The following is a 21,975-nucleotide window of genomic DNA, read 5'->3' as shown; positions in this document are numbered from 1 at the left end:
TCTATAATGTTACTAAAATCCATTCCAAAGGTTGATAAGTTTATCACAAACAAAGCTTTTGAAGGATTATCAAAAACTTTAATAACAAAAATCACAAAAGAAGTTTTAGAAAATCTGAGAGTTGAAATATTAAATAAAAAGATAGATAGTTTTGATGAACAAACTCTTATTTCAAATGTTTTAAGAAAGTACGAAAATCTTACACAATCTTCACTAAAACCAGTTATAAACGCAACTGGAATTATTGTACATACAAACTTAGGAAGAAGTTTGCTTGATGAGAGCCTATTTAAAAATGCAATAACAATAGCAACATCTTATAACAATCTTGAATATAGTTTAGAAGAGGGGAAAAGAGGAGAGAGATACGAACATATAACAAAATCTCTACAAGCACTCACTTCTTGTGAAGATGCTTTGGTTGTAAACAACAATGCAAGTGCTGTTTTTCTAATCCTTAACACATTTTGCAAAAATAAAGAGGCAGTTCTTAGCCGTGGAGAGCTTGTTGAAATTGGTGGAAGTTTTAGAGTTCCTGAAGTTATGACTCAAAGTGGAGCTATATTAAAAGAGATTGGAACGACAAATAAGACTCACCTAAGAGATTATGAAAATGCCATAAATGAAAATACAGCTATGCTTATGAAAGTTCATAAATCAAACTATAGTATTGAAGGGTTTTTTAGTGAAGTTAGCTTTGAAGATATATCAAAACTAGCACAAAAAAATGGCTTAATAGACTATTTTGATATGGGAAGTGGACATATTTTTGATTTACCTTTTAATTTAAGCAAAGATGAGCCTTCTATTCTTGAACTTATGAAATCAAATCCAAGTTTGCTTAGCTTCTCAGGAGATAAACTTTTAGGTAGTGTTCAAGCTGGAATTATAGTTGGGAAAAAAGAGTTAATAGCAAAATTGAAAAAAAATCAACTCTTAAGAATGCTAAGAGTTGATAAAATTACTTTGGCACTTTTAGAAGAGAGTTTAAATATCTATTTAAAAAATGAGTTAGATAAAATTCCAACTTTAAAAATGCTAAATACAAAGCTTGAAGTTTTAGAACAAAGAGCAAATATTTTAAAAAATAGTATAGATAACTTTATAAAATGTGAAGTAATCAAAAGCTCTACAATGGTTGGTGGTGGAACAACTCCAAATAAAAAAATCCCTACTATTGCTTTAAGCCTTGAGTATAAAAACCTAAAAGCAAATGAGATAGAAAAAATTTTAAGAAAAAATCTAATCATAAGTAGAATTGAAAATGACAAAGTACTACTTGATTTTAGAACAATATTAGAAAAAGATATAGCTAAAATTGAAGAGATACTAAAAAAAGAGTTTAAAAATGTCTAATATTATAATAGGAACGGCTGGTCATATTGACCATGGAAAAACTGCACTAATTCGTGCTTTAAATGGTTTTGAAGGTGATAGCACAAACGAAGAGAAACAAAGAGGAATAACAATAGATTTAAGCTTCTCAAATCTAAATAGAGCTGAGAGAAATATTGCATTTATTGATGTTCCAGGTCATGAAAAACTTATAAAAAATATGATTGCTGGAGCTTTTGGATTTGATTATGTAATGCTTGTTGTAAGTTCCAAAGAGGGACTTATGCCACAAACTATTGAGCATATTGAGATTTTATCACTTTTGGGAATAAAAAATCTTATTTTAGTAATTACAAAAAAAGATTTAGTAGATGAAAAAACATTAAAAGAGCAAGAAGATAAAATTGTAGAGTTTTTAAATGAGTTTGAATTTAATATCAAATTTATAAAAGCTGTATCTATTTATGATGAAAAATCTATTGAAGATTTAAAAAACACTCTATTTACAATATCAAATAGCACAAAAAATGAAGAGAACTTTTTTAGATTTTATGTTGATAGAGTTTTTAGTGTAAAAGGTAGTGGAACAGTTGTAACAGGAACTGTTTTAGGTAAAAAAATTGAGCTTGAAGAGAAGGTATTTATTCCTCATTTGCAAAAAGAGACAAAAATAAAAAATATTCAAGTACATAATCAAAACGCAATAGAAGCAAATATCTCTTCTAGAGCTGCACTAAATCTATCTTCAGTTGATATAAACTCACTTCAAAGAGGAGATATTATTACAAAAAAGGGGTTTTTAAGAGGTTTTGATACTATTGATATCTCTTTTAAGTGTTTAAAAAACAAAAAACTAAACCATAATCAAACATATACTTTGTTTATTGGAGCTAAAAAAATAGATGTAAAAGTTCTACTTTTTGACTCTTTAACATCACTTGAAGATGGTTTTGCAACACTAAAAATGGATGAAAAGATATTTACTGTTTTTGGAGAAAAAGTTATTTTAAGAAGTGCAAATGATACTATTTGTGGTGGGGTTATTTTAAATCCAATATATGACCCAATGAATAAAAATCAAAAAAGAGATCTTTTGAAAAATCTTTATAAAAGAGATTTTAAAAATGCTTTTAAAATACTTTTAGAAGCTCATAAAAGAGGTTTAGGAGTAGTATCTTCAACTCAAAGATTTGCTCTAAGCCATGATGAGTCTTTAGAGTTTGCAAACTCTTTAGAAGATGTTTTTGTAGATAAAAAAGAGTTAGTTATCTATCCAATTAAAACAAAAGATGAGATAGTTGAATTTATAAAAAATATCTATATAAAAAACTCTTATGCCCTACTTTCAAGCTCATCAATAAATTTAAGAGTTCCTTGGGCTAGTATTGAGTTTATAAATAGTGCTTTAGATGATTTGGTACAAAATGGCTTTTTAGTAAAAGAGGGACAACTTTATAAAAACGCAAATATAAAAGAGGATATTACAAAAGAGCTTGAAAATATATTTTTAGAACGATTAAAAAGTGAAGATATAACTCCAACAGCACCTTATAATATCTATGATGATTTAGATATTGATAGAAAACTTGGAGATGATATTTTAAAATCACTTACAGCAAAAAAAGATGTAATAAGGCTTCAACACAATCTTTTTATTCATAGCCAAAGTTTAAATAAGATTATAAAATCTATGAGAGAGATTATAAAAGAGGATGGTTTTATAGAGATTTTTAACTTTAAACAGAGATTTGATTTAAGTAGAAAATATCTTGTTTGTTATTTGGACTATTTAGATAATTTTAGTGATATCAAAAAAGTTGAAAATAGAAGAGTTTTTGCATAGGTATAAAATAAACTATTAACAATATTACTATATAATGTAAGCTTTAAATTTTAAAGGTAGATTATGAGTGATACAATAAAAATATTTAATGCAAAAGAGAATAATTTAAAAAATATAAACCTAGAGATACCAAAAAATAAGCTAATAGTATTTACAGGATTAAGTGGAAGTGGAAAATCAACTTTAGCTTTTGATACACTTTATGCTGAAGGTCAAAGAAGATATATAGAGTCTTTATCTTCTTATGCTAGACAATTTTTAGATAGAGTTGGAAAACCTGATGTTGAAAGAATTGAGGGTTTAACTCCAGCAATTGCAATAGATCAAAAAACTACTTCAAAAAACCCAAGATCTACTGTTGGTACTATCACAGAGGTTTATGATTATCTTAGACTTTTATATGCAAGAGTTGGAACACAACACTGTCATTTATGTGGAAAACCAATATCTCAAATGAGTGCAAGTGATATTATAGAACAAGTTCTATCTTTGCCAAATGATGCCAAGCTCATAATATTAGCACCTTTAATAAATAGAAAAAAAGGAAGCTTTGCAGATCTGTTTGAATCTCTTAGAACAAAAGGTTATGTAAGAGCAATGGTTGATGGTGTTATGGTTAGACTTGATGAAGATATTGAGTTAGAAAAAACAAAAATGCACACAATCAAAGTTGTAATAGATAGAGTTACAGCAAACCTTGAAAACAAAGAGAGAATCGCACAAGATGTTGAAAAAGGTCTAAAAGAGAGTTTTGGAGAGCTTGAAATTGAGATTATGAATCACGAAGAGTTAGGAGTTGAAAAAAGTATTCACTACTCTGAACATATGGCATGTTTTGATTGTAAAATCTCTTTTGAAGCGCTTGAGCCTTTAAGTTTCTCTTTTAACTCTCCAAAAGGGGCTTGTAGCTCTTGTGATGGTTTGGGAATAAGATATGCACTTGATATGAAAAAGATTATTGATGAGGATTTGGCAATTGAAGATGGGGCTATTAAAATAATCTATGGATTTAACAAAGGCTTCTATTTTAAAATGCTTATTGCTTATTGTGAGAGTCAAAATATAGATACAAAAAAACCTTTCTCATTGCTTGATGAACATCATAAAAAAGCAATTTTACACGGAACTGTAGATGAGTTTGAGTTTTTTTGGAAAAGACACAAACTAAAAAGAAAGTGGGATGGAATTGTAAAATTAGCCTACGATATGATAAAAGATGAAAAAGAGATCTCTGAGTATATGACAGAGAAAAAATGTGACTCTTGTGGTGGAAACAGATTAAAACCATCTAGTCAAGCTGTTTATGTGGCTAAAAAAAGAATACCAGATATTTTAAATGTTCCTATTGAAGAGGCTCATAATTTTTTCAAAGATGATAAAAATTTCAAATATTTTAGTGAGCAACAAAAGATGATTGCAGCTCCAATTTTAAAAGAGATAAAAGAGAGAATATTTTTCTTACATGATGTTGGTCTTGGATATATAACTTTAGGAAGAGATGCAAGAACAATTAGTGGTGGAGAGGCTCAAAGAATTAGAATTGCTTCACAAATTGGAAGTGGTTTAACAGGAGTTATGTATGTACTTGATGAGCCATCTATTGGACTTCATGAAAGAGATACAAGCAAACTTATAAAAACTCTAAGAGCTTTACAAGAAAAAGGAAATACTGTAATTGTTGTTGAGCATGATAAAGAGACAATTATGGCTAGTGATTTTATTGTTGATATTGGTCCAAATGCTGGAAAATTTGGTGGAGAGGTTGTATTTGCTGGAACACTAAAAGAGCTTTTAAAAGCAAAAACTCAAACAGCTCTTTATTTAAACAATAAAAAAAGAGTGGAATATCCACACAATCGACCTCAAGAAGAGTTTATAGAAATTAAAAATGTAAATATAAACAATATAAAAAATCTAAATGTAAAAATTCCACTTAGAAATCTAGTAAGTATTACAGGAGTAAGTGGAAGTGGTAAATCTTCACTTATTCTTCAAACTCTACTTCCAGTTGCACAAGAGCTTTTAAATCGTGCTAGAAAGGTTAAAAAAGTAGATGGTGTAGAAATAGATGGTTTAGAAAAACTTGATAAAGTAATCTATCTTGACCAAAGCCCAATAGGAAGAACTCCAAGATCTAATCCAGCAACATATACAGGACTTATGGATGATGTAAGAGACCTATTTTCTAAAACAAAAGAGTCAATGCTAAGAGGTTATAAAATAGGAAGATTCTCTTTTAATGTAAAAGGAGGAAGATGTGAGAAGTGTCAAGGAGAGGGTGAAATCAAAATCGAAATGCACTTCTTGCCAGATATTATGGTTAAATGTGACACTTGTCATGGTAAAAAATACAATGCCCAAACTTTAGAGATTTTGTATAGAGGAAAAAATATATCTGATGTTTTAAATATGAGTGTTGATGAAGCTTTAGAGTTTTTTGCAAAAGTGCCAAAGTTATATGCAAAACTAAAAACTCTAAGCGATGTTGGACTTGGATATATAACTTTGGGACAAAATGCAATTACACTTTCAGGTGGAGAGGCTCAAAGAATAAAACTAAGCAAAGAGCTAAGCAAAAAAGATACTGGAAATACTTTATATATTTTAGATGAACCTACAACTGGACTTCACTTTGCAGATGTTGATAGACTTACAAGTGTGCTTCACCATCTAGTAGAGCTTGGAAACTCTGTGCTTGTGATAGAGCATAATCTTGATGTTATTAAAAACTCTGATTTTATTATTGATATTGGTCCTGAAGGTGGAGATAAGGGTGGAAAAATTGTAGATATGGGAACAGTTGAACAAATTGCTAACAATCACGAAAAAAGCGGTTCTTATACTGGATACTATTTGCATAAAGAGTTACAACAAAAGTAGTTATAACTCACCTTTAACTTTTATTATTTATATGTAAAGATTCTGTAATTTTTACTCATAGATTTATATCTATGGGTAATTTTTATATCTTTTTACTCATAGATTAACAAATATGAGTAATTTTTGATTAATGTTACTTACATAGCTTTTATTAATAAATTAAATAATTCAATATTTATAAAAATTTACTATTTTTATTTGATAAAGCTTTATTTGCTGATATTGCTTTTTTTAAAACTTTTGGGGTTTCGATTTCTTTGTTTAAAGGTAGTTTATGTAATTGCTTACTTATTATGTCAATTATCTTTTCATTTGATTTGAAATATTTCATCACAAATTTGATTTATTATATCTGCATTATGATTAAGTAAATTTTTTGCGTTTATAGCTTGATTTTTACACTCATTATTTTTTGCATCTAATGTAATATCTTTTTCATTGATTTTTTTTGCTTCTTCTAAAATAAATATTTTAGTATTAATATTTTTTTGCTCTTCTTGATTTTTCCCCTGAATATTTGAAGTAGCTTGATTAATGAAATTATCAATTTTATTACTAATTTCAATATTGTTGTTAGTGATTTGATTCTTAGAATTATCAATATTGTAAATTATATTTCCATGATTCTCTTGAATAATTGGGCTTTGATTATTATTATTTACGCTTATATTATTAGATGCTGAACTTGTTGGCATAAAATATAATACTAAACCAACTATAGATGCAACAGAACCTATCGCTCCTATTTTTTCAAACATTGTTAATTCTCCCCATTTATTTTTAAGTTTTGTAAACTTTGAATCATTCATCAAATTATCCTTATCAAATATCTTTTTATAATAACTATTAGAATAGTTTCTATCTTTATTTTTATTATTATATGCTAATTGCAAATGATATTTAGAAATATCACCGAGCCTAGTATTGATACTTTTAGATAATTTTTCTAAAACTTCAATATGAGAACTTGTTGCACTTAAATAATTAAATATAGAATTAATATATTCATTCATAGCACTATAGATATTTGGTGAATATACTCCAGTTGGTCTTTCATATTCATAAAAAAACTCATAGTAATCACTTACAATAATAAAAATATATTTATCTTCTAAATCTTCATTTTTTACACTATTTTTTAAAGCCAAAATCAAATCTTTAAAAAGTTTGATTTTAGATTGATTTATATTTGGTTTATCATATTTATTTTTATCATAGTTATCTTTTACTTTAATGCCAAGCTTATTTTTTATATTCGCATATAATTTTTTTAGTTTACAAAATTTTATATATGTTGGTTCTTTTTGATACTCTATAAAATATTTATCTAAAGTTTTTTCAAAATCAATTTTAAATAAATATTCTAAATATAAAAATGCTCTATCTTTATCAATAATTCTAAGCTCATCAATAAAATCATAACATTGGTAATCTAATGAAATGATTTTTAATATTTGTTCTACTTTATGCTTTTCTTTAATAGATTTTAAAATATTTTTATCTAAATCTAAAAAATAGTCAATTATATTTAATAAGCTATTTTTATCAAACTTATCAATTTTTTGAATTATTTCAATAAACTGATACAAATTAACTAAATCTGTATTTTCATTCTGGGTAAATGATAACCTAATCAATTCATGTAAAGATTCAATAAAATAATCAAAATATTCTCTAGCCAATATAACAAAGTATTCTTCTTCTATTTTGTGAAATCTAAAAGTATGAAAAAATATTTTTTCAAAATCTTCTTTAGAATGTACCAAATTAGAAACTTCATTACTATCAATATTTTGAAATAGATAAATATATAATGCTGTTGGAAATACACTATAACTATTAGAAGTTATTCTTTTTCTTATTTCTTTGTATGTTTCATCTTTGATAAAATCATCTTTGATAAAATTAAGCAATTTGGCATGTTCTTCATCTGTTAATAATTCATGTAGTTTATTTTGATTTTTTTCATTATAAATTTTTTCACAACTAAAAACATTATAAAAATCTTGTTTTGTAGCTAATGATTTTAAACTTTCTTCACATATTTTTTTATTTTCTGCTTCGCTTTGAATTCTTTGTTGATATTCTTCATTCTCTAAAAGTTTTTTCTGTAATTTTTCTGCATTTATTTTTCGTTGTTCTTCCCAATATTTGTTAGATGATATAATATAGGTTTCAAATATATTATTCTGCATTAGATATTTATCTATATCTTCATTAAATTTCAATCTTTCATAATGTTTAACATAATTTTCAATCGGATATTTTAAAACTGCTTTTTTTATATCTTCAAGTGAAATTTTTAGGAATTTCAATAAACCATCTAAATAACAAAATATTTTTATCTCTGATGAAAAATAAACTTCCCAAAAATTATCTGCAATTCGTTGGAAATCTAAAGACATTTCATCAAATTCATGATTATACATATTGCAAAAATTTGTAATTAAAAATTCAAAAACTCTTTTAATAGAATCTTTAGAATTATTATGAATTAAGACTGCATAAATACACCAACAATAAATATCATAATTTTCTTCCTCTTGTTTTGATTGTATGTAATCAAGCCATTTTAAAGTATCTATAGATTTTAAATATGGAACAATATATTCTAATTGTCTAGCAGGTATGGAATCTAATAACTCCAACAGTTTATCAAATTCAAATCCTGTATCTACTAAATGAGCTTTTTTATCACTTCCATATCTATTTATGTATTTAATACCATATAGTGATTCAAAAAGTAATGTTTGAAAATCTTTTAAATAAATTATATCAGTGTTAGAATTAATTAGCTTTTTATCTTGTAAAAAGGAATAAAGTCTTTTGTTAAACTTAAACTCATCTATGAAGTTATCTTGAATTAATTCTATAAGATTTTTATTACCTAGATTATCATTAGAATAATTTTCAAGATATGTAAATATCAAATCTTCCATCTCTTTTGAATAATTATATTCTAGCAGTGCAATCAAATAGGCAAATACTAACTTATTAACATCTGATGGCTTTATAGTTTTTTGTATTAAAGTTGATAGTTTTAATTTATCAAATTTTACTAAAGTAGTACCTTCAAAATCACTCCATCTACCCCAAGCCATAGATTTCTCATTTTTAAGTTTAAATAACATTGAAATTAAAAGTTTTTCTTGTTGTTTTTCATTTAAGAGAGGATGTCTTTTAAAAATAAATGGGTCAAACTGTACAAAATCATCAAATAAATCACTATTTAGATTTGTTAAATAAATAATAACTTCTTCAAACTCTTCATAAAATCTTAATTCATGTGAAAAAAGTTCTTTTATAGTTTTTATATCGAGTTCTTTCTCATTGATAAAATAAGCCATTAAAAATTCTTTTATGGTAGTATGAGAAAAATCAAATTCATTACCATTTTTTTTAAATAATGCTGTACTTAAAACAAGATTTAATTCATCGAAACTAATACTCTTATTATCAATTTTGTACAATTCATCTACAAGTATGCTAAGATTATCTAGCAAAATAGTGGCTTTTCTATTTAAAATCATGTAAGTAGCTAAAGAAGAAGATATATTTATATCTTTTGCTAAGTCCTTACTCAAAATATCCTCTCTATCTTTACCTTTTATAGAAAGTTGTTTTTTAATAATATCCTTATAAATATCAATATAAGTTATTATTTTGCTTTTATATTCATTATAATTCTTAATAATAGACTGAACAATAAGAATATTTTTCAATAAAGAATCTAAAAAATTGTCTAATATATACTTCCAAAATTCATCTTGATTAATTTTATTTTGCTTTAAAAGTTCATTAATATCATCTTTTTCTAAATCTAAAATTTGATAAATAATAAATTCTTTATCTAACTTTTTCAATTCGTTATTAAAATATTCTTTCCATTCAAATTGCCTACATGTAATTACAAATTTTATTTCTGGATTAATTTTTTGACATTTTTGAATATAACTAGTCAGTTTGTTTTGTAATTCTTTAGAATTTATATTTTTTACTCTCAAAGCTTCATCTATAGAATCAAGTAAAATATACTTTTTATTTTGTACTAACTCTAAATTACTCTCTGTTTCAATGTTTACAAGTTCTACAAAATGAACATCGTCACTATTTTCTTTTTCAAATTGCTTTAATTGTTTAGTTTTTCCAGAAGCTGGTTCACCGAGTATTACAGATATATTATTTACTAATATATTTTCAAATTCAACAGTTTGTTTTTCTTGAATATTTTGAGTTTCAAATTTTCTTTTTATAAAATATTGTTTTTCTTCAAATTGAGATTGTTCTAGTTTTGGATCTATTAAATTTGCACGAGTATCAGATTCACTATAAGCCATATTTTCCCTATGTTTAAAAAATGCTAGATTATATCTAATAATAAGTTAAATCATTTTTGCTAGATTGAAACTATTTTTTAGTTTCAATCTTCGATTAAATGCTCATATCTTTTATCTGTAAGTAATTTCATAAATGCAACCAAAGCATCTACTTTTCTATCATTTTGAGCTATTGCTCTAAGCTCTGTAATAGAGATATTATCAGGATGCTCTGGTTCATCCCAAGGAAGATTTGTCTCAGGGTTTATAATATTTTTTTTATTGTTGTATTTATCATAAAATAAAACTACCGTTCTTAAATCTTTAAATACACCATTGTGCATATATGGAGCTGTCACGGCCACATTTCTTAGAGTTGGAGTCTTATATTTTCCAATTTGATTTTTATCTTTTACATTTGGATTTGCTAAAAGTCCTAAATCTTTCTCTTTAACACCATTTTTGGCTCTTAACTCTTTGTTTTTGGGAACTCCAATATTATGAAACTCATAGTTTGAAAAAGTCTCGCCCTCTTTTCCTTCGCCTTTTAAAATATGACAAGTTGCACAAGAGTTATTTTGATTTGAAAAAAATATTGACATTCCCAAATCTTCTAAAGCACTTAGTTCATACTCTCCTCTTAAATATCTATCATATTTTGAATCAAAAGGAGAGAACTCATCTGTTCTTTCAAAAGATGCAATTGCTTCACTCATAGCTTCATAGGCTTTTTTATCATCTTTAAAAATATCTTTACCAAATAGATTTTCAAAACTATTTACATAAAAACTATTCTCTTTTAATCTATCAACCACCTCTTTTTCATCTCTCATTCCCATCTCTATTGGATTTAAAGGCGGACCTCCTGCTTGCTCTTCTAAAGTAGAAGCTCTTCCATCCCAAAACTGTCCACCTACATAAAATCCTTTTTTATCATTAAAGTGAAACTTTGGTGAAAATTTTGCATAAGATGCTGTTGGTGCTTGTCTATCTCCAAGTGATTTTAAATCATCTCCTAGTGATGCCATTTTTGAAACACCATTATCTCTACTATCTATAAAACCAGCTTCTGGATTGTGACATGTTGCACAACTTTGAGTTCTGTTTTTTGATAAATTAACATCAAAAAACAGAGCTCTTCCTAAATCCTCTTTTGTAATATCATTTGCTAATAGATTTACTAGTAGAAATGTTGTTACTAAAACTAATTTTTTCATAAAATTTTCCCTTTTTAATTAAATTTATAAATGGTCTAAAATATAGATTTTTTATAGAATTATAATCTTGCATCTGATTTTTTCTAAGTCCAAATTTTAAAACTTTTACATCTTTTGAGAGTTTTAATGTACCAAAAACTCTATCCCAAATTGCAATATATCCTCCATAATTTTTATTAAAATTTTTTCTATCATGATGAATTTGATGCTGTTTTGGAGATAAAAACCACTTTTCAATAAATGAAAAATATGCAAAAGGTACATGAGAGTGTCTTAGGTTTGAACCAAAAATTGAAGTTATAAATACCAAAATATTAACTCCTAAAACCATATAAATATTTATCTTTGCACCAAAAAAATATATAAAAATACCAGTAACAAATCCAACACTAAATGCATATCTTAAAGCAAATAAAAAGTTTTCAACTGGATGAACTCTATAAAATGTTATTGGAGTTAAAACTTTTGCACTATGATGAACCTTGTGAAACTCCCATAAAAATGGAATTGTATGCAAAAATCTATGTAACCAATATCTTGTAAAATCACTAAAAACAAATATTGCTATTGTATAAAGAACTGTTATTTGAGTAAAAGATAAATTTATAGATTCAAAAAATCCAAAATTTTCATATAAAAATTTATTTGTAAACAAAGCAACACTCTTTGCACTTAAAACCAAAGGAATAATTAAAACTATATTTACAATATTTGCTAAAAAAAAGTATATATAATCAAGCTTTGCACTAGGATGCAACCAAAGCTTACTTGAAAGAATAGCTTTTGAACTCTTTTTTGTAATATAAAAATATAATATTGCCAAAATAAAAGAGCTTATTATATATAACCAATATACTCTTTTACTTGGATTTGCAAAGAAATCAAAAGCTAAATACTCCAAAATCAATCCCCATCGGCATCTAAAATTTCAGGTTTAAGACCAAGTTTCTCAATAATTGTTACATAGTATAAATCATGAATCTTTGATACAGTTTCAAAAAGATAAGAAGCATTTGTAAAATCATCTTTTGGAAGGAAGTTTAACTCATCAAGTGCAATTTTTATACTATTTGAAACCTCATTTAACTCTTTTTGGTTTCCACTATTTTTTGCATATGTGTATAAATTTTTAAAATCTTTACTATTTACAATATCACTTTGAGCCTCAAGTATTGATTTAATAGCTTCAAAAGAGTTTTGAGTCAAAAAGTATTCAGCTCTTTCATTTTTTATATCACCCTTAAATTTAGCAGATAATCCAGCAGGATTTCCAACTCTCCACTCTTTTAGCCTATATGAAGTTGCAACTAAAACATTTACAAGTATAGCAATCTCCTCTTTCTCTTTAAACTTTGGATTTTTTAAATAGTTTGTATAAACCCCTTTTATATCTTGTAAATTTGTGATTATTGAGTTTAAAATCTCTTTTATAATCTCTTTTGATCTATCATCTAAACTCTCTTGAGCTATTACAAACTCTAAGGCATTGATTGTTTTAAATGAGTTTTTAAATAGTGTTGTTTTAACATCATTTGTTCCATTTACAACTCTTCTCATTTGAGAGTTTAAATCCTCTTTTAGATTATTAAAAACATCAATAAATCTTGGTGTATCGATATAATCATAATTTATCTCACCAGCTAAATATAAAGCCTCAACTCTTTTCCAATCTTTTAAAAAGATTTTAAAATTCTCTTGTGTGATATTTTGTTGTAATTTTTTAGCACTACTTATCGCATTTTGTGTATCTTTTAACAATACATTTTTTATAACACTTTGAAAAACTGTCTCATTTGCAAACAAATTTGCAAGAAAAAATATCATAATAAAAAATATTTTTTTCAAACTATAACTCCTCTATAAATTTAATTAATTTTTGCCTATTCTCTTTTGAAAGATTCATATAAGCCTCTTTACTTCTTTTTGCCTCTCCACCATGCCACAAAATTGCCTCTTGAACACTTCTAGCTCTTCCATCATGCAAAAAATTTGGATTTTTATTTATTAGTTTGTTTATAGCTATTCCCCAAAGAGGTGCAGTTCTCCACTCACTCTTTTCTGCCATAAACTCAACTCTTCCATCAGCTAAATCTTCTCCCATATCGTGAAGTAAAAAATCTGAAAATGGTCTTACTTCAAAACCTAATTTTGTATTAAAACTACTTATATGACACTTTGAACACTCAAGTCGTTCAAATATTTTATATCCTTCTTTATATTTTTGACTATTTTTATTTGCACTATAACTTTTTAAACTTTTAATATAAAAAGTAACTGCATCAAGCCTATCATTTGGTAAATCAATAGCATCTTTAGCTTTTGGTGCATTTAAGCACTCTTTTTGGAAGTCTGTACATTTTTCATATGGAATTAATGTTGTTGTAACTCCAATATCATTTGAAAAAGCATTTGCAACTTGCTCTTTTAGTTTTGAAACGCTAGCCTTATGAGTATATCTTCCAAGCTCATATTGTTTTGAAATTGGTGAATAAACAAAATTTGCTTTTCCACTTATTCCATCACTATTCTTATCATCTATATCTTGATTTTTTAGAATCTCTTCATCTGGTATTAAATCAATTAATCCCATGCCATTCAAAGATTGTGCAACTCTATATGAAACTACACTATCTTTATGAAGCTCTCCATAATTTAAATTTTTCAAACTATATTTTGGTCTTCTTAAATTTACAATCTCACCATCAGATAATTTTATATCAAAGTATTCAAAATCAACTTCTATATTTCCTTCAAAAGGAACATTAAAAACTCCATTGATTGCTAATTGTTCACCATAAGTTGGCTCTTGAATAAATCCTTTTTTCTTTAAAATAGAAGCATATTTAGAATCATTTGAATCTATTGATAATCTAGCAATTAACCCTCTTGAAGCAAAACCATTACTATTTAAAATTTCAGATCTTCCATTTTTTGGATGACACGAGATGCAACTATTTGCATTAAATAGTGGTCCTAATCCATCTCTTGCTGTTGTAGCACTTGGAGCTTCAACCCAAGGAATTGTAAAAAAACTCCTTCCAAGCATAAATATATCTTGCTCTTCATTAGTTAAACCATCAATTTGCTTTTGAAATATCTTACTACTCTTACTATTTGATATATAATTTTTAGATATATCAAATGAAAAAAGCTCTGTACAAATTGATATTGTAAGAGCTTTTAAAAGTAAGATTTTTTTTAAGCTTTTCAATTTAGATTTTTGTCTCTTCTGGATCAGTTACATCATCTGTTGAAAGATTAATACTGTTTGCTCTTGCAACAGTTATCATCTCATCACCTAGTTTTCTTAACTCATTTTTTAAAGATACTAAAACTCTTGACATCTTATGATCAGGTCTTATTTGATAATCAAAGTGAGCTTCAGTTTTTGCAACTTTATCAACTTGCTCAATTTTTGCTTCAATACTCTTCATAAGCTTTAATATTCTATCTTTATCCTCTTTTTCTAAAGCATCAAATAAAGACTCTCCATATTTTTTACCATTGTATGTTGAAGTTAAAATATTTTTAAAACCTTCATAATTTTTTACTAAATCTCTATGTGTATTATCAGAAAAACAAGAGTGCTCATCCTCTTCACTTGGAGTTAAAACAGCAACTGCTAATCTCTCATTTGCAAGTTCTGATTTTATAAATACTCCCATACCAGAAATAATCTGTTTTAAAGACTCACTCTTGTCTAAGTTTTTATCACTATTTTTAAGTTTTCCTAAAAACGCAGCTCTATAAAGCCCAGAATCACCTTTTATATCTCTATTCCAAGCACTTTTAACAACTTCTAAATCCTCAACTAACTTTTGAGTTACAGCTTTTAGATATTGTAATCTTCTATCTTTATGCTTATCAGTTGTAAAATCACTTAAAGGTCTTTGTCCAGCTTTCATTGCACCTTTTGTTATATTATCCTCTAAGAAATTATTATAATCTTGATCTTGCCCCCAAAGTAAAAACTCAATTGCATGATAACCAGTTGAAACATTTGCCTCTCCACCATTCTCATTTAACTCAGTTAAAGCTTCAACTGTAATTTTTGTAACATCAACTTCACTTGAATCTTCACCACCTGGATTAAATTTTCCAATAGTATCAATAATATTTCCAGATGTTCTATTTCCATCTGCATCAATTGTATAATCTATCATATTCTCATCAAGTGGCCAAGCGTTGATTTGTCCCTCTAAAGCACCATAAGTATCTGCAATCCATCCATCTTCAGCATCAATTGGACCATTTGATAACCTAAAAATCTCAGTGCTTCCATAAGATTCTCTTGATTGCAACCACGCTTTTTTTGCATTATCTAAATTTTTTTGTGTAGGTTTTGCAACAAATTTATCTATTGCATCTTGTAAAAGTTTTGCATCATTTAAAGCTTGTGTATAATTGTCTAAAGCTATATTTGCATATGCTTCTAAAATTGAAACTTGTTTTGTAATTTCTGATTTAGTTGTATCTTTAGCCAAAGAAGAAGCGTTTGCTCCTAAAGCTAAAGAAGCAGCTAATGATAAAGAAAAAAGAACTCTCTTTGTATATTTCATGATAATAATCCTCATTTTGTTTTGTGTATTTAAACAAAAAAAAGCTTTATCATTTCTTAAAATGATAATAATTTTCATATTTTTTAAAAGAGTGATTTTATTGTATTTTTTAACTCTTTTGAATTTTCAATTCCATTTTTATTTAAAAGTTCTTCTATTTTTCTCTCTATTTTATCACTCTCTTTACTTTTTTTGATACTTTCAATTAAAAGATTTTTTATATCTATTTTTATACTTGGATTATTTATATCATCTTCCAAAAATATTACAAATTTATTACCATTTAGATTAATATCAAATTTTGAATCTATCCTTTTATTTTTAAAATCTAAAATAGAACTCTTTGACTCTATTATACTTTTTGAGCTTTTTAAATAGATATTACTAATTACTTTATCAATTAATATTTCACCCTTTACAGTTCCTATTTCATAAAGCTCTTTCGTAATATCAATATTTGCAAATTTTTCAATATTTTTTGAGAAATTATTTTTTACTAAATGTCCATTATTTAAATTTGAAGCAAAATTTCCATTTCCACTTAAAATATTATATTTTAAATCTAAATTTATATTTGAATCAAAAAACTCATTTTGATTTAACATATATAAAAGTTTTTTACTATTTGCATTTTCTAAATTTATTGATACATCATTATTTATTAAATTTAATTTTAAAATACCATCTAAAATTTTAGAATCTCCATCTACTTTTAAATCTTTTAAATCTTTATATATATTGCCATTTAAAGATATATTTTTACCTCTTAAAGGTATAACTGTAAAATCTTTAAGTTTTGATAAGTCTGAAATTAAAATATTATAATCACTCTTTAAAATAGACTCTTTTATATTAAAATTTAAGTTTTTAATATTTATCTTAGCAAGGTTTGATAAAAGATCAATAGTGCTGTTTAGTTCATCTTTTAAAAGATTGCTTTGGCTATTTAAAGTATATAAAACATCTTGCTTTAGAGAAGTTTTAAACTCTTTTTCAATAATATCATTATTTAATTTTCCATTTTTTATATCTACTTTAATAACTCCATCAAAAAAATCACTACTATTTGATTTTAGTTCAGAAGTTACATTTAATATACCAGTTGTGTATATTGGCTGATTAACAATAGCCAACAACTCATCAATTTTTGCATTTTTTGTATCAATATATATATCATTTATTTTAAAATTCTTTAAAACAACTTCATAATTTGTATCACTTTTAGCAACATTTGAAATACCTTTTATAGTTGTAGTATCATTTTTATGAGCAATATTTCCAACTATTTTTAAATCACCTTTTAGTTTCATTTTTGCTAAATCATTAAATATTGATAAATCTTCTATATCTATAAAATATTCTGCCATCAACTCTTTATTAAAAATAGAGTACATAGCATTTAATTCTATTTTAGAGTGATCATTTAATGTAGCTTTTAAAACTAATAAATCATAATCTATAACAAGATTATCTATTTTTAAAGTAAAATCTTTTTGCTTTTTATTAAAGCTTTTTTCAATGTAATTTGCAACAAGATAATTACCACTTTTTGTAAAAAGTATAATGTACAAAGTTGATGTTATAAATAGAACAATTATAAGTAGTGTAATTATAAACTTTTTCATATATCTCCCCATTAAAAATAAAAAAATATTTTATCCAATTTATCTTATATTTAGATTTATTTTTGTAAAATAGCAACCGTCAAAGTGATAAGTAGGGATACGCAAGCCGAACAGACTTTGAGATATTTAATTTTTTAAGGATATAGAATGAAAAAAATCGTTCTTTTAATGCTAGCATTCGCTGGTATGGCATTCGCTGCTGATGCATCTGTTGCAAATGAAACACTAAAAGCATACTCTGTAGTTGCTGCTGGTATTGGTTTAGGTTTAGCTGCTCTTGGTGGAGCTGTTGGTATGGGTAATACTGCTGCTGCTACAATTGCTGGAACTGCTAGAAACCCAGGTTTAGGTGGAAAATTAATGACAACTATGTTTATTGCTTTAGCTATGATTGAAGCTCAAGTAATTTACGCACTTGTTATTGCTATGATTGCATTATATGCAAACCCATTCCTATAAGAAGCAATTTTAGAGTTTTTATAAAACTTAAAAAGGTTCGAAGAGTTTTCTCTTCGAACCTTTTTTTTATGCCTAAAATAAATAGGAAATTTAATTTTTGATGTAGATATTTATAATGATAAAATTTGTAAAGGTGTTTTTAAATGTCAAGATTTAAAAACATTTAATAAAGAGAATTTAAATGAAGAGTATGAAAATAGTTTTTTAAAAAAATTACTAGATGAGAATAAAAGAATAAGCTACTTTAAAGATGATAAGAATCAAATAACAACAAGAGTAATAAGAGATTAAATAGAATAATGAATAAATACATAAATTAATAAAAAATCAATAAAGATACACAAATAGCAGACATAAAAAAAGCCTTCACCTAAACACTTGAGATAAGTGAATAGATAAAGGCTTGAATAAATACTCAAGAGCTGGCAGCGACCTACGTTTCCACCGGGGGACCCAGCAGTATTATCGGCGATGAAGTGCTTGACTACCAGGTTCGGAATGGGGACTGGGTATTTCCACTTCTCTTTAGCCACCAACAAGTTGAGTGAAAAAAGTAAATAATAAATACTCTTTGCACTCAACTCAATTAGAGTTAAGAAAAAATAATGCTAAAGTCTTGGCTCTTAAAAAAATTTGCATTTTTTCAAGTAAACGCCTTTTTTTCTTTCTAAAAAAATAAACACAATTGTCTATTAAACATAAAAAGATATGCTTAATAAGATAGTAAACCAAAGAAAATTGTTAAAAATAAGCCAAACGTTCTATTAGTACTGGTCAGCTAAAGGGCTTACACCCATTACACATCCAGCCTATCAACCAGCTAGTCTTGCTGGGAACTTCAGGGAAAGTTCATCTTAGAGTTGGCTTCGAGCTTAGATGCTTTCAGCTCTTATCACATCCCAACGTGGCTACCCAACGATGCTCTTGGCAGAACAATTGGTACACCAGTGGTTGGTTCATCCCGGTCCTCTCGTACTAGGGACAAATCTCTTCAACTTTCCTACGCCCACGGAAGATAGGGACCGAACTGTCTCACGACGTTCTGAACCCAGCTCGCGTACCGCTTTAAATGGCGAACAGCCATACCCTTGGGACCGACTACAGCCCCAGGATGCGATGAGCCGACATCGAGGTGCCAAACCTCCCCGTCGATGTGAGCTCTTGGGGGAGATCAGCCTGTTATCCCCGGCGTACCTTTTATCCTTTGAGCGATGGCCCTTCCACGCAGAACCACCGGATCACTATGACCGACTTTCGTCTCTGTTCGACTTGTAGGTCTCACAGTCAAGCTAGTTTATGCCATTATACTCAACAAGCGATTTCCATCCGCTTTGAACTAACCTTTGTAAGCCTCCGTTACTATTTAGGAGGCGACCGCCCCAGTCAAACTACCCACCAGACATTGTCCTGAATGAGGATAACTCATCGCAGTTAGTAACTCAAATATTCAAGGGTGGTATCTCAAGGATGGCTCCGACTCTACTTGCGTCTAGTCATCATAGCCTCCCACCTATCCTGCACATGAATATCCAAGCTACAGTGTCAAGCTGTAGTAAAGGTGCACGGGGTCTTTCCGTCTTTCCGCGGGTAGGAGGAATTTTCACCTCCACTACAATTTCACTGGATCCCTCTTTGAGACAGCTCCCATCTCGTTACGCCATTCATGCAGGTCAGTATTTAACTGACAAGGAATTTCGCTACCTTAGGACCGTTATAGTTACGGCCGCCGTTTACTCGGGCTTCGATCAAATGCTTCGCTTGCGCTGACATCATCAATTAACCTTCGAGCACCGGGCAGGCGTCACACCTTATACATCCACTTACGTGTTAGCAAAGTGCTGTGTTTTTGGTAAACAGTCGGGAGGGACTCTTTGTTGCAACCTCTTTAGCTTTTTGAAGCAAGTTCATATACCAAAGTAGGCACACCTTATACCGAAGATACGGTGCTATTTTGCAGAGTTCCTTAAAGAGGGTTCTTCCACGCGCCTTAGAATACTCATCCCACCCACCTGTGTCGGTTTACGGTACGGGCAACATATAATAAACTTAGTGGCTTTTCTTGGCACGACAGTATCATCGATTCTCCATCTCCTCCGAAGAGTGTCAAGAGCCTGTAAGATCTCGGTCTAGTGTTAAGCGGATTTGCCTACTTAACAACCTACATCCTTCGAGCCACACTTCCATCCGTGACCTCGATTAACTCTATGCGTCCCCACATCGCGCTTATATGTTGGTATTGGAATATTAACCAATTTGCCATCGTCTACACTTTTCAGTCTCGACTTAGGACCCGACTAACCCTACGATGACGAGCATCGCGTAGGAAACCTTGGGTTTTCGGCGTTAAGGATTCTCACCTTAATTATCGCTACTCATGCCTGCATGCTCACTTCTATCCGCTCCAGCACTCCTTACCGGTATACCTTCAACGCTGAATAGAACGCTCTCCTACCACTCAATTAAAAATTGAATCTAAAGCTTCGGTGTACATCTTAGCCCCGTTATATTTTCCGCGCAGAATCACTAGACCAGTGAGCTGTTACGCTTTCTTTAAAGGATGGCTGCTTCTAAGCCAACCTCCTGGTTGTCACAGTAACTCCACATCGTTTTCCACTTAGATGTAACTTAGGGACCTTAGCTGTTAGTCTGGGTTGTTCCCCTCTCGACGACGGATTTTATCACCCACCGCCTGACTCCTGTGATTCCACATATAGTATTCATAGTTTGATAGGGTTTGGTACCGCGGTAAGCAGCCCTAGCCCATTCAGTGCTCTACCCCTATATGCTACAACACAAGGCTATACCTAAATATATTTCGGAGAGAACCAGCTATCACGAAGTTTGATTGGCCTTTCACCCCTATCCACAAGTCATCCCAAGACTTTTCAACGTCAGCGGGTTCGGTCCTCCACTGGCTCTTACACCAGCTTCAACCTGCTCATGGATAGATCACTTCGTTTCGGGTCTGCAGCATCTGACTATTTCGCCCTATTAAGACTCGCTTTCGCTACGGCTTCGCACTTGGCTTAACCTTGCCAGACACCACAACTCGCAGGCTCATTATGCAAAAGGCAGTCCATCACCCTGATAAATCATAGGGCTCTGAATGATTGTAAGCTAATGGTTTCAGGTTCTATTTCACTCTGCTCGCTGCAGTTCTTTTCACCTTTCCCTCACGGTACTTGTTCACTATCGATCTGTAAGTAGTATTTAGGATTGGAGGGTGGTCCCCCCAGCTTCAGTCAAAATATCACGTGTTCCGACCTACTCAGGATACCATTAAAGTTATTGATGATTTTAATTACAGGAGTATCACCTTCTATGCTTTAGCTTTCCAACTAATTCATCTATCATCTTTAATCTTATATTATGGTCCTACAACCCCCAATGCAAGCATTGGGTTTGTCCTAATCCCAGTTCGCTCGCCGCTACTATGGGAATCTCATTTGATTTCTCTTCCTCTGGCTACTGAGATGTTTCACTTCACCAGGTTCGCTCCCCGCAGGGTAACATATATCTCTATATGCTGGGTTGCCCCATTCGGAAATCCTCGGATCAAAGCTCTTTGGCAGCTCCCCGAGGCTTATCGCAGCCTAATACGTCCTTCTTCGCCTCTTACAGTCAAGGCATCCACCATTAGCCCTTAATAGCTTATAATCGGAACCTAAAAAAATCTTACGATTTTATTTAGGGTCCTCTTTTCTTGCCTAAAAGTTTTAGTTTAACTAGAACTTTTAAATT

General features: G+C 29.1%; 11 protein-coding genes and 2 rRNA genes. 4 read left to right on the top strand and 9 right to left on the bottom strand.

Annotation, left to right across the window (positions count from 1 at the left end; genetic code table 11):
* Window positions 1–3: 3 nt before the first annotated feature.
* From selA to uvrA, 3 genes are all read left to right on the top strand, one after another.
* Window positions 4–1,356 (top strand): L-seryl-tRNA(Sec) selenium transferase, encoded by a 1,353-nt coding sequence (gene selA / locus ASKIR_RS04785; protein WP_115588618.1) that lies wholly within the window; start codon window positions 4–6, stop codon window positions 1,354–1,356.
* Complete coding sequence (gene selB, locus ASKIR_RS04780) at window positions 1,349–3,178, top strand: selenocysteine-specific translation elongation factor (protein WP_115588617.1); 1,830 nt, start codon at window positions 1,349–1,351, stop codon at window positions 3,176–3,178. The genes selA and selB overlap by 8 nt, the downstream gene beginning before the upstream one ends.
* A gap of 63 nt (window positions 3,179–3,241) precedes the next feature.
* Window positions 3,242–6,058, top strand: a complete 2,817-nt coding sequence (gene uvrA / locus ASKIR_RS04775) for an excinuclease ABC subunit UvrA (protein ID WP_115588616.1) — start codon at window positions 3,242–3,244, stop codon at window positions 6,056–6,058.
* Between the two features lie 308 nt (window positions 6,059–6,366).
* Here uvrA and ASKIR_RS04770 read toward each other — a convergent pair whose 3' ends face one another.
* The 7 genes from ASKIR_RS04770 to ASKIR_RS04740 all read right to left on the bottom strand — a co-directional run bounded on the left by ASKIR_RS04770 (window position 6,367) and on the right by ASKIR_RS04740 (window position 17,775).
* Window positions 6,367–10,395 carry an NACHT domain-containing protein gene (locus tag ASKIR_RS04770; protein WP_115588615.1) on the bottom strand — a complete coding sequence of 1,343 codons (4,029 nt, stop codon included), beginning with the start codon at window positions 10,393–10,395 and terminating at the stop codon, window positions 6,367–6,369.
* A gap of 83 nt (window positions 10,396–10,478) precedes the next feature.
* Window positions 10,479–11,591 (bottom strand): cytochrome-c peroxidase, encoded by a 1,113-nt coding sequence (locus ASKIR_RS04765; protein ID WP_066161201.1) that lies wholly within the window; start codon window positions 11,589–11,591, stop codon window positions 10,479–10,481.
* A complete protein-coding gene (locus ASKIR_RS04760) occupies window positions 11,536–12,492 on the bottom strand; it encodes a sterol desaturase family protein (RefSeq protein WP_228198798.1) in 957 nt (318 codons plus the stop codon). The genes ASKIR_RS04765 and ASKIR_RS04760 overlap by 56 nt, the downstream gene beginning before the upstream one ends.
* Window positions 12,493–12,494: 2 nt before the next feature.
* Entirely contained in the window at window positions 12,495–13,436 is a 942-nt protein-coding gene (locus ASKIR_RS04755; protein WP_115588614.1) for an imelysin family protein, read from the bottom strand.
* A gap of 1 nt (window position 13,437) precedes the next feature.
* Entirely contained in the window at window positions 13,438–14,802 is a 1,365-nt protein-coding gene (locus ASKIR_RS04750; RefSeq protein ID WP_115588613.1) for a di-heme oxidoreductase family protein, read from the bottom strand.
* Between the two features lies 1 nt (window position 14,803).
* Window positions 14,804–16,150, bottom strand: coding sequence for an imelysin family protein (locus tag ASKIR_RS04745; protein WP_174694327.1), 1,347 nt, complete (start codon window positions 16,148–16,150; stop codon window positions 14,804–14,806).
* Between the two features lie 83 nt (window positions 16,151–16,233).
* Complete coding sequence (locus ASKIR_RS04740) at window positions 16,234–17,775, bottom strand: hypothetical protein (protein WP_115588612.1); 1,542 nt, start codon at window positions 17,773–17,775, stop codon at window positions 16,234–16,236.
* 147 nt (window positions 17,776–17,922) lie between these two features.
* Between ASKIR_RS04740 and ASKIR_RS04735 the strand changes: the two genes are divergently transcribed.
* Window positions 17,923–18,234 (top strand): F0F1 ATP synthase subunit C, encoded by a 312-nt coding sequence (locus ASKIR_RS04735; protein WP_066161204.1) that lies wholly within the window; start codon window positions 17,923–17,925, stop codon window positions 18,232–18,234.
* A 420-nt stretch (window positions 18,235–18,654) separates the two neighbouring features.
* Here the strand turns inward: ASKIR_RS04735 and rrf are convergent.
* Window positions 18,655–18,771 (bottom strand): 5S ribosomal RNA (gene rrf / locus ASKIR_RS04730).
* 206 nt (window positions 18,772–18,977) lie between these two features.
* A 23S ribosomal RNA gene (locus ASKIR_RS04725) occupies window positions 18,978–21,891 on the bottom strand.
* Between the last annotated feature and the right edge of the window lie 84 nt (window positions 21,892–21,975).

Origin of the sequence: Aliarcobacter skirrowii CCUG 10374, from assembly GCF_003544835.1 — a bacterium.
Classification (GTDB): Bacteria; Campylobacterota; Campylobacteria; order Campylobacterales; family Arcobacteraceae; genus Aliarcobacter; species Aliarcobacter skirrowii.
Note: the sequence above shows the minus strand (reverse complement) of the source record. Positions and strands in the feature narration are given on the sequence as shown.

Coding starts and splice junctions, on each gene's coding strand:
- selB (WP_115588617.1), top strand. CDS start 1,349: ATGTCTAATATTATAATAGGAACGGCTGGTCATATTGACCATGGAAAA.
- uvrA (WP_115588616.1), top strand. CDS start 3,242: ATGAGTGATACAATAAAAATATTTAATGCAAAAGAGAATAATTTAAAA.
- ASKIR_RS04770 (WP_115588615.1), bottom strand. CDS start 10,395: ATGGCTTATAGTGAATCTGATACTCGTGCAAATTTAATAGATCCAAAA.
- ASKIR_RS04765 (WP_066161201.1), bottom strand. CDS start 11,591: ATGAAAAAATTAGTTTTAGTAACAACATTTCTACTAGTAAATCTATTA.
- ASKIR_RS04745 (WP_174694327.1), bottom strand. CDS start 16,150: ATGAAATATACAAAGAGAGTTCTTTTTTCTTTATCATTAGCTGCTTCT.
- ASKIR_RS04740 (WP_115588612.1), bottom strand. CDS start 17,775: ATGAAAAAGTTTATAATTACACTACTTATAATTGTTCTATTTATAACA.
- ASKIR_RS04735 (WP_066161204.1), top strand. CDS start 17,923: ATGAAAAAAATCGTTCTTTTAATGCTAGCATTCGCTGGTATGGCATTC.